Here is a 16,206-nt window from a genome sequence, read left to right on the forward strand (position 1 = left end):
GCTGCCTTACAGGACAATCCAGATGAAGGCGGAACATGGAGTGGTCCGGTTAGTGGCGTTTATACTTATACCTTTGCGGCATCAGGTTCTTGTCCTGAAGATTTCTCGGTTGTTACCGTAAACTACGACCCGGCACCAACTCTTGAATTGAATGATAAGATCTGCGCTGTGGATTTCCAGACTTATGCTATTGTTTTTGAAAGCAACGGAACTGTCAGCAGTACAGCAGGCATTGTAGACAATACAGCCAAGACTGTAACCGGTATTCCAGCGGGAACAAACGTTACTTTAACGGCGACCTTAAATGGCTGCACCACTGAATTAACGGTAACCGCTCCGGAATGCGGTTGCCCGGAAATAGAAATTACTTCGGTAACGGCATATCCAAATGAGCCTGTCGAAATCAATTCTCCGGTAGAGTTAACGGTAAATTATAGCAGCAGTGCACCTGTTGATATAACCATTACTTGGGATGAAGGAGTAACAGAATCTTTCCCCGATGAAACCGATGGCATCGTAACTGCAACACATTCTTACCCGGCTCCCGGAGTTTATACGGTAACAGTGGAAGCAACCAACGAATGCGAAAACACTGTGACTGAAATCTATGAGTACATTGTAGTATATGATCCGGATGGAGGTTTTGTTACCGGTGGTGGTTGGTTTATGTCGCCTCCCGGAGCTTATTTTGCTGATCCATCTCTAATTGGAAAGGCAAGTTTTGGATTTGTTGCAAAATATCAAAAAGGAAGATCTAAACCTTCCGGCCATACGGAATTCCAATTCCGGGCTGCAAATTTAAATTTCAACAGCACCGATTATGAGTGGTTGGTTGTATCGAGTGATAAAAAAGCTCAATTTCAAGGTACAGGAACAATTAACGGATCAGGAAATTATGGTTTTAGAATTTCTGTTGTTGACGGAAGTAAAGGAGCACCTGATCAGTTGCGCATAAGAATCTGGGATATGGATAGTGGTGAATTGATATATGACAATCAGATGGAAACAGAAATCAGTAGTGGTTCAATAGTCATACATTCACCGAAGTTTAAATCCGAATTAATTACATCATCAATGCAAATTGATAATATAGAATGGCTGTTGGATTTGAATGTATTTCCAAATCCTTTCTATGAGAGGTTAAGAATTGAATTTATTTCAATTGAATCAGTAAATGCCCGAATAGATATCTTAGATATGAATGGTAGATTAATAAGAACAATTTTCGAACAAGATGTTGAAAGTGGAGTGCTTTACCAAGCTGAGTTTAAACCTGAAAAATTGGTAAGTTCATTTTACGTTTACCGTCTAATTTTGGGCGATAAAGTTGAAAGTGGTAAAGTAATTTTTAAGAAGGAATAGATTTTTGCAAGATCAAATTATTTATTTGCTCATTATTGGGTAAATAGGAGTGGAGAGTAATAAGCTGAAAAACCCTCTTTGAGTTAAATCAGAGAGGGTTTTCTTTAATTGATTTTTAAATCAAATTCAAAAAAATAGTACTTCATAAAAACTCATAATTAACATAGCCTCATTTTTGAACCTTTCTTTTTTATATATGTTCAGATTTTTATAATTTTATCGAACATTTAAAATCTACACAGCATGTTAAAAGAAAAAGTATTAAAAGCTTTAAATGAACAGGTTAATGCCGAACAATATTCAGCGTTACTTTATTTGTCCATGTCGGCCTGGTTCGAGGATAAAGGCCTGCCCGGTTTTGCCAACTGGATGTATGTACAGTATCAGGAAGAACTGACACACGCCAACAAAATCTTTAAATACATAGTTGAGCGCAGTGGCAAAGCCGAAGTTAAGGCAATTAAACAAATGCCGGCAGATTTTGAAAGCGTGTTACAGGTAGTCGAGAAAACACTGGAACACGAACAACACGTGACTGATCTTATCAACAATTTAGTAGATGTGGCTTCTGAAGAACGTGACCATGCCACCCAGAGCTTTTTACAATGGTTTGTTGACGAGCAGGTAGAGGAAGAGGCCAACGTAACCGAAATCCTTGACAGTTTAAAACTGATTGAAGGCGAAGGTAAAGGAAACGGGTTGTTTATGCTTGATCGTGAACTGCGCCAGCGTACCTTTGTTGATACTACACAAACGGCAGAATGATTCTGAATTCAAAATATTAAATGACCAGAGGCTGCCGGTGTGCAGCCTTTTTTTATACGAAAATGGATTATCTTGAAGAGGCATATACACGTTATGAGCAATTAAAAGAATTTTGCCGTTTAACCTGGGGTGAAACTGCTTTAACCCGGCTGGATGATACTTTCCGGTTTGCCCGGACTGTTATTGGCAATAAACAGTTTAAAACCGGAGAATTTATTCTGAATCATTCACTTGAGGTTTCCTCAATAATTGCAGAAGAAATTGGTCTTGAACCGGATTCTGTCATCACTGGTTTGCTCCATAATATAATGTATGCCGGACTGGACAGGAAGGTTAACCGCGAGGAGTTGGAAAAAAACTTCGGTCAGTCGGTTTATTCCATTCTTGAGGGAATGGCTAAAATCAATGCTTTGGGCACCGACACGGTTGAACTTCATCCTGAAAATTACCGCAAATTGTTAATGGCTTTGGCCGGCGATGTGCGGGTTATACTCATCAAAACCGCAGATCGCCTCCAGGTCATGCGAAATCTGGATGTTTACGACGAAAATGCCCGGCAAAGATTAGTGAACGAAACATCACACCTCTACGCACCGTTAGCTCATCGGCTGGGATTGTATGCCATCAATTCTGAAATGCTGGACCTGTGCCTGAAATATCAAAAACCACAAGGCTACCAGTATGTGGTGAACCGGTTGCAGGAAACCCGCGAAGAACGCGAGAGTTTTGTGGCTGAATTTGTTAAGCCGGTAGAAAAAACGCTGAAGGACAAAGGTTTCAGTTTTTCCATGAAAGCGCGAACCAAATCGGTTTATTCCATCTGGAATAAAATGCAGAAAAAAAATGTATCATTTGACGAGGTGATGGATTTGTTTGCCATTCGGATTATACTTCATTCAAAACCCGAAAATGAGAAGGCAGATTGCTGGACTGTTTATTCGGTTGTTACAGAACAGTACCAGGCCAATCCGGAACGGATGCGCGACTGGATCACCATTCCGAAATCGAATGGATATGAATCGTTGCATGCCACGGTGATGGGGCCCAAAGGACGTTGGGTTGAAGTTCAGATTCGTACGAAACGCATGGACGAAGTGGCCGAAAAGGGTTTGGCTGCACACTGGAAGTACAAAGGTGGAAAAGAGAGTTCAGGATTCGACGAATGGCTGGCAGGAATCCGGGAAATCCTTGAAAATCCGGAATTGAATGTGGTGGATTTTATCGACCATTTCAGTCTCGATATTTACAAAGATGAAACCTTTGTTTTTACCCCTAAAGGCGATTTGAAAAAAATGCCGGCTGGTTCTACATTGCTCGATTTCGCTTACGAAATTCATTCACATTTGGGCGATAAATGTGTTGGAGGAAAAGTGAACGGAAAAAAAGTGACACTCAAATACAAACTGAAAAACGGCGACCAGGTTACCATTGAAACATCAAATAACCAGAAGCCCAAAATGGACTGGCTCGATTTTCTCGTTACATCTAAAGCCATTAGCCGGGTAAAAGCCAGTTTAAATGAAGAGAAAAAAAACCTGGCCGAACAGGGCCGTGAAATTTTAACCCGTAAATTTAAAAACTGGAAGCTGGAACTGAACGACGAGGCCATTCGGAAAATGCTTAAAAAATACGAATTTAAGTTGGCCATCGATTTTTATGGCGAATTGGCCAATGGGAAAATCGATCCGCTTGAAATTAAATCTTTAATAACTGAAAAACCTGAAGAAGAAACGGCCCGCCGGAAAATGGAAGAATTGTTTCACAGGAAAGAAGTTCAGGAGTTAACCTTCGAAGGCGGCGATGATTATTTGGTTATAGACAATAACCTGAAAAATATAAACTACAAACTTGCCCGTTGTTGTAATCCGGTTTTTGGCGATTCTATTTTTGGTTTTGTAACCATAAGCGAAGGAATAAAAATTCATCGTTCCAGTTGTCCCAATGCTCCGCAAATGAAGGAACGTTTTCCATACCGGGTTATTAAAGCCAAGTGGAAAGAAACCACAAGTCCGGGGGCATTTTTAACTACTTTGTTTATTTCAGGAACTGATGAAGCCGGCATTGTTTCCGAAATTTCCCACATTATTGCGAAAGACACCGGCGCCCGGCTGCGCTCCATCAATATTGACACGAACCGGGGAAAATTCGAGGGAATTCTGAAACTTTCGGTTTACAATCTCGACCATCTCGAATTTTTAATTCATAAAATGAAAAAAGTTAAAGGTGTAGTTTCAGTAACAAGAGGTGAAACATGAGTAAAAAACAGATTAAAATACTGGTCGCCCCAAACTCGATGAAAGGAAGTTTGAATGCTTTTGATTTTGCCGATGTGGTTGAAAAAGCGTTCTTAAAAGTATCGAATGATTTTTCAGTTCGAAAAGTGCCTGTTGCCGATGGAGGCGATTTTACCGGCGAAGTTTTATGTCGGGCTTTAAATGCTGAAGTGATTAAAGCCGAAGTTCATGATCCTCTTGGCCGGAAAGTGAAATCAAAATTTGCCAAAGCCGGAAAAACAGCCATCATTGAAATGGCCGATGCTTCAGGAATTAAATTACTCAAAACCGATGAACTGAATCCGCTGAAAACTTCTTCGTTTGGTACCGGGCAATTAATTCAGGAAGCCCTGGATTCAGGTTGTTCAGAAATATTTTTGGGGGTGGGAGGGAGCGCCACTGTGGATGGAGGAATGGGAATGCTGGAAGCCCTCGGTTTTCAGTTTTTCGATAAAAAACTCCTTGAACTTAAAGGAATTGGGGAAAACCTGGAATATGTTGCAGAAATCCGCAAACCGCTGCTTCCAAATGATATTAGCATAAAAATTATTTGCGATGTGGATAATCCTTTACTGGGAGAAAACGGTGCTGCAACTGTTTTTGGGCCACAAAAGGGTGCAACATCCAAAATGGTAACTCAATTGGAAAAAGGACTGGCCAACTGGGCTGAAATTTTGGAAAATGAAAGTGGAAAAGAACTGGCAAATCTGAAAGGGGCAGGTGCTGCCGGTGGAATTGCACTTCCGCTTTTGGCTTATTATCGTGCTGAAATTGTTCCCGGAGCCTCATTTATTTTATCTCAACTTAATTTTGAAAGGCAGGTTGAATGGGCCGATCTTGTCATTACCGGCGAAGGCAAACTGGACAGCCAGACGCTTCACAACAAAGCTCCGAAAGCTGTGGCCGACGCTGCCCGAAAAGCCGGAAAACCCGTAATTGCAATAGGCGGGACCGTTCAAAAAGAAATTTCAAATGCCTTTGACGGAGTTTTCAGTATTACTCCTGGACCGGTTAGTCTGGAAGAATCTATGCAACATTCTCCTGAAATGCTTTTTAATTTGTCTTTTGAGTTGGCAAAATTAATTCATTCTGTTCATATAAAATTAAAATAAACTAAACTTAATAAGGTTTAAAGTGTTTCATTCTAAGAATTTTACATTGACAATCGATAACAAAAAAATGAAAAATTTTTGATCTTTGGCAGGGTATTTGAAAATTGATTCTACCGGACTAAAAAATTGAAGTAAATAATTATTGTAGGATTTTTAATCAATATTGTTATTTTTGGGACTTCTCTTGAAAAATCGGTTAGGAAAAAAGAATATTTAATATAAAATTTAAAAATGAAAAAATGAAAAAAGTATTTGTAGTAATGGCGGCCCTTCTCTTGTCGGTTTTCTCCTTTGCACAGGATGCGGCCGAAAAAATCAATCAGGCAAACGAAGCCCTGAAAGCAGAGGATTACGCAAAAGCATTTACGCTTTACGATGAAGCAATGAAGAATATTGGTGATGTTCAGGTTGAACCTGCCATTAATTTCAATATCGGATTTGCCGCTTACAAATCGAACAACCTGCAAGGGGCAGTTGAGTATTTCGACAAAGCAATTGAAGCTGGTGTGAATGTTTCTAAAAGTCACGAATACAAAGCGTTGGCCTACAACGATAAGGAAGACTATGCCAATGCGGTAGCCAGCTACGAGCAAGCAATAGCAACTGCCGAAGAAAATGATCCGGCTTTGGTTTTTAATGCTGCAATTGCTGCATACCGGGGCGAATTACTGGACAAAGCTGTTGAACTTTTCAGCAAAAGTGTGCAAAACAACTATCGTGGTGAAACGGCATTGTACTACAAAGCAGTTACACTTCGCAAACAAAACAAAGATGCTGAATACAAAGCAGCACTGGAAGAGGGTGTTGAAAAATATCCGGCTGATGATAAAATCTCATCTGCACTGGCCAATATTTACGTTTCAGAAGGAAATGATATTTACAAAAAAGGTGTGGCCATTTTAACTGCTGCCAATGAAAAAGTAAGCAGCGGAGCCATCACAACTGCTGATGATGCCTATACTGCAGAAGTTGAAAAAGCCAAGACTGAATTCAAATCTGCTGTTGAAGTTCTCGAAAAAGCCAAAGCTCTGGATTCCGGTAATCAAAACGCACAAAAGCTGATTGATGCCTGCAATGCTGTTCTTGGAAGTTAATTGAAGAATAAAATAAGAACTAAAAACAGCCGTGTGATTTTAAATCGCACGGCTGTTTTTTTGTTCCATAATGATAAGTTGTCCTTAGATTCAAGAATGTGCATATTTAAATAAGATGACAATTGTTCATGTTTTTTAGCAGTTTTCAGACAATATGGCGCAAGATTTCCGGTTTTCTTCCCATAAATTTCCGGTTTATTAAGTTGGAACAGGAATTGATTTACACCTCCCAGAGTAGAAAATAATTAGTTACAATAAAATTTTAGGAGGAAAAAACATGAACTTAGTAAGATTTCACAACCACCCGCACCGCACTGTAAACCAGAATTTGGTAAATGAGTTGTTTAACAACTTTTTGCGGAACGATTATGATGAAAATTATCTGAACGATTGCAATTGCAAACCGGCAACAAACATCTTTGAAACAGATAAAAATTTTCGGATGGAACTTTTATTACCGGGATTCAAAAAAGAAGATGTTCAGTTAAACTTCCACGAAAACGTATTAACCGTTAAGGTTGAACTTCCGGAAGAAAAAGAAGAAAACAGGGAAGAATATAAATACGAACGCCGTGAATTTGGTGTGTACAATTTTGAGAGGAAATTTAAAGTACCTAAAACTGTAGATGCTGAAAAAATTAACGCCCGCTTCGAAAACGGAATCCTGGAACTGACCCTACCCAAAAAAGAAGAAGCTCAGGTAAAACCACCGGTAGAAATTAAAATAGGGTAATTGTTCATAGCAAATAAAAGTAAATTAGGTGAGAAGGTCTGGCATTTTGCCAGGCCTTTTTTTATGAGGAATAATCTAAAAAGTCTTTCATACTGGTTTTAAATCTGGAAATTAAGTGTTATTTTTACTTTTTAAACAATCAGCCTTATTTCAAGAGTCAACCAACGGCTAATGACCAGTGACTGATGACTAATGACAAAATAAAATGCTTGAACAATTAAAGGAACAGGTTTTCCAGGCCAACATCGATTTGGTAAAACACGGCCTCGTAATTTTTACCTGGGGAAATGTGAGTGGAATCGATCGTGAAACCGGCCATGTAGTGATAAAACCCAGCGGTGTTTCTTATGAAAAAATGAAACCCAAAGACATGGTGATCCTCAACCTTTACGGACAATTGGTGGAAGGAACTTTAAAACCTTCAAGCGATACGCCAACCCATCTGGTTTTATACAGGCAGTTTAAAAACATTGGGGGAATTGTGCATACCCATTCTGAATGGGCCACCAGTTGGGCACAGGCAGGTCGGGGAATTCCGGCACTGGGAACCACACATGCCGACTATTTTTATGGAGAAGTTCCCTGCACCCGTGCTTTGACGCAGAATGAAATTGAAGGCGATTACGAAAAAGAAACCGGGAAGGTGATTGTGGAGCGGTTTAAAAACCTTGATCCGGATAATGTTCCCGGTGTTTTGGTGAATAATCATGGCCCTTTTTCCTGGGGTACAGATGCATACAAAGCTGTGCACAATGCAGTGGTAATGGAGGAAGTGGCAAAAATGGCATTCCGTACGTTTGTTTTAAACCCTGAAGCTGAAATGAGTAAGTCGCTTCTTGATAAACATTATTTGCGCAAACACGGTAAAGATGCCTATTATGGTCAAAAATAAAAATCAATAAATATGAGTGAAAAATATACCATTGGACTGGATTACGGTACCGATTCGGTTCGGTCGTTAATTGTAAATGTGGAAACAGGCGAAGAGATTACCAGCGCATTGTATAATTATTCGCGTTGGAAACAGGGAAAATATTGTGATCCACCGTCAAATCAGTTTCGGCAACATCCAAAAGATTACCTCGAAGGCCTGGAATTTACCATCAAAGAGGCGCTGAAGCAAGCTCCTTCCGGCGTGGCTGAAAAGGTAGTTGGTATTTCAGTTGATACCACAGGTTCAACTCCGGTTGCGGTTGACGAAAAGGGAACGCCTCTTTCTTTAACGCCTGGCTTTGAGGAAAATTCCAATGCCATGTTTGTGTTGTGGAAAGACCATACCTCAGTAAAGGAAGCAGAAGAAATTAACGAACTGGCCCGCAAATGGGAAATCGACTTTACCAAATATGAAGGGGGCATTTATTCGTCGGAATGGTTTTGGGCTAAACTTTTGCACATCATCCGGGAAGATGCCGGTGTTTACCGTGCAGCTTATTCCTGGGTGGAACATTGCGACTGGATTCCCGCATTGCTAACCGGAAATACCAACCCGAAAACACTGAAACGCAGCCGTTGCGCAGCCGGACACAAAGCCATGTGGCACGAAGCTTTTGACGGACTTCCTTCAGAAGAATTTTTAACTGCATTGGATCCCATGCTGGCTGGATTGCGCGAGCGACTTTACAAAGAAACATTTACCTGCGACGTAGCTGCCGGAACGCTTTCGGAAGAGTGGGCAGAAAAGCTTGGACTGCCCAAAAACGTTGTGGTTGGTGTTGGGGCTTTCGATGCACATTTGGGTGCTGTTGGTGCCGAAATTGAACCTTATTATCTTTCGAAAGTGATGGGAACTTCAACCTGCGATATGTTGATTGCTCCCATGGAAGAAGCCGGCGATAAACTGGTAAGCGGCATTTGCGGTCAGGTGGATGGTTCCATTGTTCCGGGAATGCTGGGACTCGAAGCCGGGCAGTCGGCTTTTGGCGATATTTATGCCTGGTTTAAACAGGTGCTGGAATGGCCACTTAAAAATATTTTAGCAGAAACGAAATTAGTGGATGAGCAATCCCGTGAAAAACTGATTGAGGAAACTTCGGACAAAATAATTGCACGTTTAAACGAAGAAGCGGCCAAAGTTCCTTTGGAAGAAAGCGGTATTGTGGCCCTCGACTGGATGAACGGACGGCGCACCCCTGATGCCAATCAAAACCTGAAAGGCGCCATTGCCGGTTTGAATCTGGGATCGGATGCACCGCGGATTTTCCGCGCTTTGGTAGAGGCAACCGCATTTGGCTCAAAAGCCATTAACGACCGGTTTATAGCAGAAGGCGTCCGGATTGACGGCGTAATTGCGTTGGGCGGCGTGGCCAAAAAATCGCCGTTTGTAATGCAGGTGGTAGCCGATGTGCTGAATATGCCCATTAAAGTTGCCCGATCCGAACAGGCCTGTGCATTGGGTTCGGCAATGGCTGCCGCAGTGGCTGCCGGTGTGTATGCAAACACCTTTGAAGCTCAAAAGAAAATGGGTAGCGGCATCGAAACTGAATACCATCCCATTCCTGAAAATGTAGAAAAGTATAAAGTGCTTTACGAAAAGTATAAGAAATTTGGAAAGTTTATCGAATTTGAATACGAGAAATAAAAAAAGGTATAATCAATAAAGGAAAATTAAACTGCCGGATTTTTCATCCGGCAGTTTAATTTCTACCAGAATATTCTTATCCACCCCTGAATAATTTCACCGGTTTCGGGGTCGAGTTGCGAACCGTACATGCTGTGCGGAATGGAGTAAATAATTAGCATTATTATAGCCGCCACAACGGTGTAGGCGGGACGTTCTTTTTTGCGGTTCATTAAAAGAGCCAGCAACCAGAAAATAAATGCCACAAGAGTTTTGTTATCGGTTAAATCCCAGGCAAAAGGTACGCCGGCCCAGGCTTCGCCAAAGGCATGCCACTGGACCCAGGGCCCGAAAATTAATCCGCCTACAAGCAAGGTCCAAAAAGTAAGTTTGGTGTAAAGTTTAAAATTCGGTTCTTTAAACAGCGCCATTATTCCGGCGAGGTTCCCTAAAAACATGGCAATAAACATGAGTATTACGTGCGGAATTAAAACACTTGTCGGAACATCGCCCTTGAAGCGAATAATAACTGGATAACCATTATTGAGAGAATAAGTTTTTCCGTCTTTTTCCAAATCAATTTTGTATTCATATTTTCCGGCAGGAGGTAAGTTGGGGAGCGATGCTGATAGAACATCATCTAACCGTTTCATTTTAACAACAGCCCATTCATTTTTGGTTGGAAAAACGCGATACATGAGTTCTCCTGTTACCGTTTTATCCGGTATATTTATTACAACCTGACAGTCTGATTCCCCGCCATGACTTCTTACCAGTTTGAATTTGTATTCAGTTCCTTCAATATTTATATCCACTTTTTTATCATAGGTAGGGCCGGTTTTGCGTTGATAAATAATAGCAGAAAAAGTGATTAATACAGCCAATGTCCAGAATAATATTTTTTTCATTTTAGTAAGAATGGTATTGTTTGATAGTTGTTTATATTGTTATCTTCACATTTAGTGCGAAAAGTAATAATTTTTTGGTGACTGTTGTATTTTTTAATCCCGAAAAAAATTTATAGATTTGACCATTCAACTATGAACTACTGATTTAATACGTTTTAATAAATGTGTTAATTACGAAAGAAAACCAATAAACTAATGCCTATGAAAAAATCAATCTCAAATATCTCCATAACAAAGAAAGTACTTCATTGTACATAAATCTCTCTTTTTAAATATTAATTATCAAAAATTAAAATCTATGGAAAAAAAACATCTAAAGGGGTTTTTGCCCTTGTTTGTGTTTGCTGTTATTATGGCGTTCTCTACAGGAGCCTGGGCACAGCAAAAAACTATCAACGGAACGGTGACTGATGATACTGGTTCTCCGCTGCCCGGAGTTACGGTAGTTGTGCAGGGAACCACAACAGGAACCATAACCAATGTTGATGGCGGTTATCAATTAGAGGTACCTGAAAGTGCCAATGTTCTTGTTTTTTCATACATCGGTATGTTAAGGCAGGAAATTGAAATAGGTAACCAGACTACTGTTAATATTACCATGCGGCCCGATATGATTGGGGTTGACGAGGTTGTGGTAGTTGGGTACGGTACCCGTTTGAAAGAAGAACTTACTGGTGCCGTTTCTTCTATTTCTGAAGAAGCATTGCAGGTTTCCAATGCACCGAGTGTTATCAGCCGTCTTCAGGGACAGGTTGCCGGGGTAAACATTACCGCCGCAAACCGGCCGGGTGGTCAGGCTACCATTCGTATCCGGGGTATCGGTACTATTAATGATCCCAATCCATTGTATGTAATTGATGGGGTGCCTGTAGGACCAGGGAATAATATCAACCCGAATGATATTGAATCCATTTCAATTTTGAAAGATGCTTCTTCTGCCGCCATTTATGGTACCAGGGGTGCAAACGGTGTTGTAATTATTACTACCAAAAGAGGTCGTGCAAACCAGGAACCTGCCATTAATTTTTCTCTTAAAACCGGTATCTCACAGGCTTCCAATCAGTACGACATGCTGAATACTAAGGAATATGCAGATGCCGTTTGGTTGTCCTTGAAAAACCGAAACATGGAATTGTCTCATGCTCAATATGGAACAGGTCCCAATCCGGTTATACCTGATTATATTTTACCAGCGGGCGCCATGGCGGGAGATGTTGATGAAAGTGCTTATAGTTTTTATGATAATCAGATTTTCAGAGCTAATAAGGAAGGAACTAACTGGTATGATGAAATTTACCAGAATGGAATGGTGCAGGAATATGACCTTTCAGTAAGAGGAGGCGGACAAAATGCCACCTATTCTTTTTCTGGAAATTATCTGGATGAAGAAGGATTTATTATCCATTCCGACTTTAAAAGATACACTTTCAGGATGAATTCCGAAGCCAAATTCAACGATTGGTTCAGAGCCGGAGAATCACTTCAGGTTTCTTATATTGATGAAATGGGCCGGTTTACAGACAACGCTGAAGACAGCCCTATTTCACATGCATACCGTGCACAACCCATTATTCCGGTTTACGATATTAGCGGAGAACATTTTGCCGGTTCAAAAGCACCGCAAATGGGCAATGCCGAAAACCCGGTGGCCGTTATGTACAGGCAAAGGAATAACAACGGAAAATATGTCCGCATTCTTGGAAATGCTTTTGCTGAAGTAACCTTTATGGAAGGACTGACTGCAAGAACGTTGTTTGGGTACAACTGGGGGCAATGGAATTACAAAGGATACAATATTCCCAATCCTGAATTTTCTGAACCTCAATTGGTTAATGGCATGAATGCAGATTCAAACTATTCGCTGCAATGGAACTGGTCCAATACCTTAAATTACAACGCATCTTTTGACGGAATACACAGGTTAAACGTAGTTTTAGGAACGGAAGCTATCGATAACAAATACCAGTCATTAAATGCAAGCCGCAGAAGTTACTTCTCAGAAGATCCGCTTTATATGCAGTTGGATTCCGGAGAATCAAACAGGGATAACAGCGGAAACGGAGATGAATGGTCTTTATTTTCTGTATTTGGCCGTGTAAACTACGACCTGATGGGAAAATACTTTTTTGAATTAACTGCCCGGCGAGACGGTTCTTCTAAATTCAGTGCAGCTAACCGTTACGCCACATTCCCTGCTGCATCTGCGGCATGGGCCCTTTCAGAAGAAGATTTTATGGGCGGAACCGGAAACTGGCTCGATATGTTAAAGGTAAGAATAGGTTGGGGGATGTCTGGAAACGATCGCATGCCAGGTGGAAATTACAATTCATTTTCAACTTTTCGTTCTGATGCTTACCGTTCATCTTATGCACTTGATGGGTCCAATACCGGAGCTATTTCCGGATTTATGCCATCAACTTTGGGTAATGAAGATGTAACCTGGGAAACAACTAAAACTCTGAACCTGGGTATTGATGGTAACATGCTCGATAATTCACTATCTTTTTCACTCGATTTGTGGCAACGCGAAACTTCCGATATGCTTCACCGCCTGCCATTACCGCAAGTAATGGGAGATGCCACCCCACCTTATATCAATATTGCTGAAATGATGAATAAGGGGTTTGATTTTGAACTGGGCTATGCCAATACTGCAATGGATGGAAATTTTAGATATAATCTAAAAGCTACTGTTTCGCGTTATAAAAATGAGGTTACAAAACTGGGAGGCGAAGCAGATGATTATTTTACCGGACAGTTTGAACGTCAGAAAGAATATACCCGTGTGGCTGTAGGCCATGCTTTCCCGGAATTTTTCGGATATGAAGTGGATGGTATTTTCCAGACCGAGGCTGAAGCTGCCGGATGGCCAACTGCCATTGGAGCTGACGGAACGTACAACCAGCCGGGACACTTCAAATTTGTTGATCAACTAACTGTTGACACGGACGGAGATGGTATTCCGGATGCAACTGATGGTGTTATTACTGCTGCTGACAGGACTTTTATTGGCAGTCCGCATCCAGATTTTACCGGTGGTTTGAACATTAATTTGGGATATGGCAATTTCGACCTGAATATGTTTTTCTACGGAAGTTATGGAAATATGATCAGTAATTATGTTACCCGCTGGATTGATTACGGTCAGTTCAATGGCGGTTTAAGCAAAGATGCATTGTATAAAAGCTGGGGAAGTCCGCATTTAAGCAATAATGCCGATGCAAAACTTCCAATGCTCGACTACAGTGATATTTCGCAGGAACCTTCCAGTGCTTTTCTTGAAGATGGGTCGTACCTGAGATTGAAAACGTTGCGTTTAGGATATACTTTACCAACTAGTCTGCTTGAAAGAGCTCAGATTAAGAGTTTGGGACTTTATGTACAGGTTACCAATTTGTTTACATTGACCAAATATGGCGGTCTCGATCCTGAATTGAATTCATCAGGTGTATCTATGGGATTGGACAGGGGAGCCTGGCCAACACCACGTCAGATAATGTTTGGTGTAAACCTGGGATTATAAAAATTAATGTTAATAATTTAAATAACAGAAAAATATGAAAAGACTATCAATGATAATGGCCCTGACCCTGATAGTGGCCATAATTAATTCATGTTCAGAAGATTTTCTGACCAAGACCCCATTAGGCTCTACTTCAGAAAACGTCTTTTACGATGAAAAGGGAATTGATGCATTGCTTGTGGGCACGTATGCCATGGTAACAGGCAGTTCATTATGGGAAGTTTCCTGGGGAGCATCTGTTCAGAACTGGACTTACGGTTCTGTTGCATCTGATGATGCTTACAAAGGTTCTGAAATCACCGACCAGGTTCCTGTTAATGAAATTGAACGCTGGGAGGTATTAACTACGAACAATTATCCTGCTGATAAATGGAGACTGAATATTGGTATGGGTATTGACCGCGCCAATAAAACAATGAAAATAATTAATGCTACTGAAGAGCAGGGTACTATTGATGCTGCAACAGCAAATAAGTTTCGTGCCGAAATCCGTTTTCTGCGGGGCTTTTTCAATTTTGAGTCCTGGCTGGTTTTTGGCAATTATATTCCAATTCTTACAGAAGAAACCGAAGATCCTACCTTGGTTACCAATGATAACCCGGAGGGAGCAGTTTTGAATCATATTATCAGCGACCTGCAGTTTGCATGGGAAAATCTTCCTGAATCGCAGGCACAGCCAGGCCGGGCAACCAAATATGCTGCAATGGCCCTTGCTGCACGTGCTTACCTGCAGGAACTGAAGTATGCCGAAGCAAAACCATTGCTCGATAATATCATCAACAGTGGAAAATATTCACTGATGCCTAACTTTATCGATAATTTCAATATTGAAACCAATAACAATGCGGAATCAATTTTTGAAATTCAGGCAAACGTAAATGATATTAACGAATCGCTGAATGCAGAAATGGGAATTGGTTTGAACTGGCCACACGGATCCGATATCGGAATGTGTTGTGGTTTCCATCAACCATCGCAAACTTTGGTTAATGCATATAAAGTGGATGACAACGGTTTCCCGCTTTTCGATACATTTAACAATGTTGATTTAAAAAACGATCAGGGAGTACCCTCTGAAGATACTTTTGTACCTGATGAACATCTGGTTGATCCACGCTTGGACTGGACAGTGAGCCGCCGCGGAATTCCTTACAAAGACTGGGGTATCAACCGTGGCCGTGACTGGGTTCGCAACCAACCCGAAGGTGGACCGTATATGCCTGCCGCAAAACCGTTCTTCAATAAATCTGAACGTTACAGCCTTTCCACTACAACAGGGTGGCAAACCGGTATCAATGCCAATAACTACCGTTACTTGCGTTACAGTCACGTGCTTTTGTGGAGAGCTGAAATTGCTGCTTTTGACGGAGAACTGGAACTGGCACGAACTTACATCAACATGATTCGCGACCGGGCAGATAATCAGGTTGTTATGGGTAAAGTACTTGTTCACGAACTTCCTCCTACAGCGTATCCATGGGGTGAAGGTTCAAGTGACGGTGACTACATGGCTGGTGGAGATGTTGACTGGACCCAACCTGCTGCAAATTATAAAGTTGGTTTGTATGGAGCATTTGCTACAAAAGAAGAAGCAATGCGGGCTGCACAGTGGGAACAACGCCTTGAATTTGCCACAGAAGGCCGTCGTTTCTTCGACCTTCGTCGCTGGGATGATTTACCTGGTGGAATGCGCGTGGACATGGCTCAAACCCTGAATGGTTTTGCCACTGCTGATTTAAGAATTAGAGAATTTATGACTGGCAAGGTTTTTAACCCTGCTGCTGATAAATTTATGCCTATTCCGCAGGTTCAGCTTGACTTGCAACCTGGTGTTCTGGTTCAACGTCCGGAATACAGATAAGCTAATAAAATAATTATT

11 protein-coding genes are annotated in these 16,206 nt (G+C 41.2%); 10 read left to right on the forward strand and 1 reads right to left on the reverse strand.

The window, feature by feature from the left end:
- From ACESMA_RS17260 to ACESMA_RS17295, 8 genes are all read left to right on the forward strand, one after another.
- On the forward strand, positions 1-1,362 hold a 1,362-nt coding region (locus ACESMA_RS17260), incomplete at its 5' end, for a PKD domain-containing protein (RefSeq protein WP_372950108.1).
- 243 nt (positions 1,363-1,605) lie between these two features.
- Positions 1,606-2,127, forward strand: a complete 522-nt coding sequence (locus ACESMA_RS17265; protein WP_372950109.1) for a ferritin — start codon at positions 1,606-1,608, stop codon at positions 2,125-2,127.
- 62 nt (positions 2,128-2,189) lie between these two features.
- Complete coding sequence (locus ACESMA_RS17270) at positions 2,190-4,382, forward strand: RelA/SpoT family protein (protein WP_372950110.1); 2,193 nt, start codon at positions 2,190-2,192, stop codon at positions 4,380-4,382.
- Complete coding sequence (locus ACESMA_RS17275) at positions 4,379-5,512, forward strand: glycerate kinase (protein WP_372950111.1); 1,134 nt, start codon at positions 4,379-4,381, stop codon at positions 5,510-5,512. The genes ACESMA_RS17270 and ACESMA_RS17275 overlap by 4 nt, the downstream gene beginning before the upstream one ends.
- Positions 5,513-5,751: 239 nt before the next feature.
- Positions 5,752-6,606 (forward strand): tetratricopeptide repeat protein, encoded by an 855-nt coding sequence (locus ACESMA_RS17280; protein ID WP_372950112.1) that lies wholly within the window; start codon positions 5,752-5,754, stop codon positions 6,604-6,606.
- A 277-nt stretch (positions 6,607-6,883) separates the two neighbouring features.
- Positions 6,884-7,339, forward strand: a complete 456-nt coding sequence (locus ACESMA_RS17285) for an Hsp20/alpha crystallin family protein (RefSeq protein WP_372950113.1) — start codon at positions 6,884-6,886, stop codon at positions 7,337-7,339.
- A gap of 205 nt (positions 7,340-7,544) precedes the next feature.
- The gene (gene araD / locus ACESMA_RS17290) at positions 7,545-8,231 is read left to right on the forward strand and encodes an L-ribulose-5-phosphate 4-epimerase (protein WP_372950114.1); all 687 of its coding nucleotides are present in this window, start codon (positions 7,545-7,547) and stop codon (positions 8,229-8,231) included.
- A gap of 12 nt (positions 8,232-8,243) precedes the next feature.
- Positions 8,244-9,917, forward strand: coding sequence for a ribulokinase (locus ACESMA_RS17295; RefSeq protein WP_372950115.1), 1,674 nt, complete (start codon positions 8,244-8,246; stop codon positions 9,915-9,917).
- A 62-nt stretch (positions 9,918-9,979) separates the two neighbouring features.
- Here ACESMA_RS17295 and ACESMA_RS17300 read toward each other — a convergent pair whose 3' ends face one another.
- On the reverse strand, positions 9,980-10,804 hold the full coding sequence (locus ACESMA_RS17300; protein WP_372950116.1) for a hypothetical protein: 825 nt from the start codon (positions 10,802-10,804) through the stop codon (positions 9,980-9,982).
- A 298-nt stretch (positions 10,805-11,102) separates the two neighbouring features.
- Here ACESMA_RS17300 and ACESMA_RS17305 point away from each other — a divergent pair, with 298 nt between their 5' ends.
- Both ACESMA_RS17305 and ACESMA_RS17310 read left to right on the forward strand, forming a co-directional pair.
- Positions 11,103-14,327, forward strand: coding sequence for a SusC/RagA family TonB-linked outer membrane protein (locus ACESMA_RS17305; protein WP_372950117.1), 3,225 nt, complete (start codon positions 11,103-11,105; stop codon positions 14,325-14,327).
- Between the two features lie 34 nt (positions 14,328-14,361).
- Entirely contained in the window at positions 14,362-16,188 is a 1,827-nt protein-coding gene (locus ACESMA_RS17310) for a RagB/SusD family nutrient uptake outer membrane protein (RefSeq protein WP_372950118.1), read from the forward strand.
- Positions 16,189-16,206: the final 18 nt, after the last annotated feature.

The organism is Mariniphaga sp., from assembly GCF_041687215.1.
Lineage (GTDB): Bacteria > Bacteroidota > Bacteroidia > Bacteroidales > Prolixibacteraceae > Mariniphaga.

What these genes read in the sequence shown, in the direction of transcription:
- ACESMA_RS17265 (WP_372950109.1), top strand. Translation starts at nt 1,606, where the DNA reads ATGTTAAAAGAAAAAGTATTAAAAGCTTTAAATGAACAGGTTAATGCC.
- ACESMA_RS17270 (WP_372950110.1), top strand. Translation starts at nt 2,190, where the DNA reads ATGGATTATCTTGAAGAGGCATATACACGTTATGAGCAATTAAAAGAA.
- ACESMA_RS17275 (WP_372950111.1), top strand. Translation starts at nt 4,379, where the DNA reads ATGAGTAAAAAACAGATTAAAATACTGGTCGCCCCAAACTCGATGAAA.
- ACESMA_RS17280 (WP_372950112.1), top strand. Translation starts at nt 5,752, where the DNA reads ATGAAAAAAGTATTTGTAGTAATGGCGGCCCTTCTCTTGTCGGTTTTC.
- ACESMA_RS17285 (WP_372950113.1), top strand. Translation starts at nt 6,884, where the DNA reads ATGAACTTAGTAAGATTTCACAACCACCCGCACCGCACTGTAAACCAG.
- araD (WP_372950114.1), top strand. Translation starts at nt 7,545, where the DNA reads ATGCTTGAACAATTAAAGGAACAGGTTTTCCAGGCCAACATCGATTTG.
- ACESMA_RS17295 (WP_372950115.1), top strand. Translation starts at nt 8,244, where the DNA reads ATGAGTGAAAAATATACCATTGGACTGGATTACGGTACCGATTCGGTT.
- ACESMA_RS17300 (WP_372950116.1), bottom strand. Translation starts at nt 10,804, where the DNA reads ATGAAAAAAATATTATTCTGGACATTGGCTGTATTAATCACTTTTTCT.
- ACESMA_RS17305 (WP_372950117.1), top strand. Translation starts at nt 11,103, where the DNA reads ATGGAAAAAAAACATCTAAAGGGGTTTTTGCCCTTGTTTGTGTTTGCT.
- ACESMA_RS17310 (WP_372950118.1), top strand. Translation starts at nt 14,362, where the DNA reads ATGAAAAGACTATCAATGATAATGGCCCTGACCCTGATAGTGGCCATA.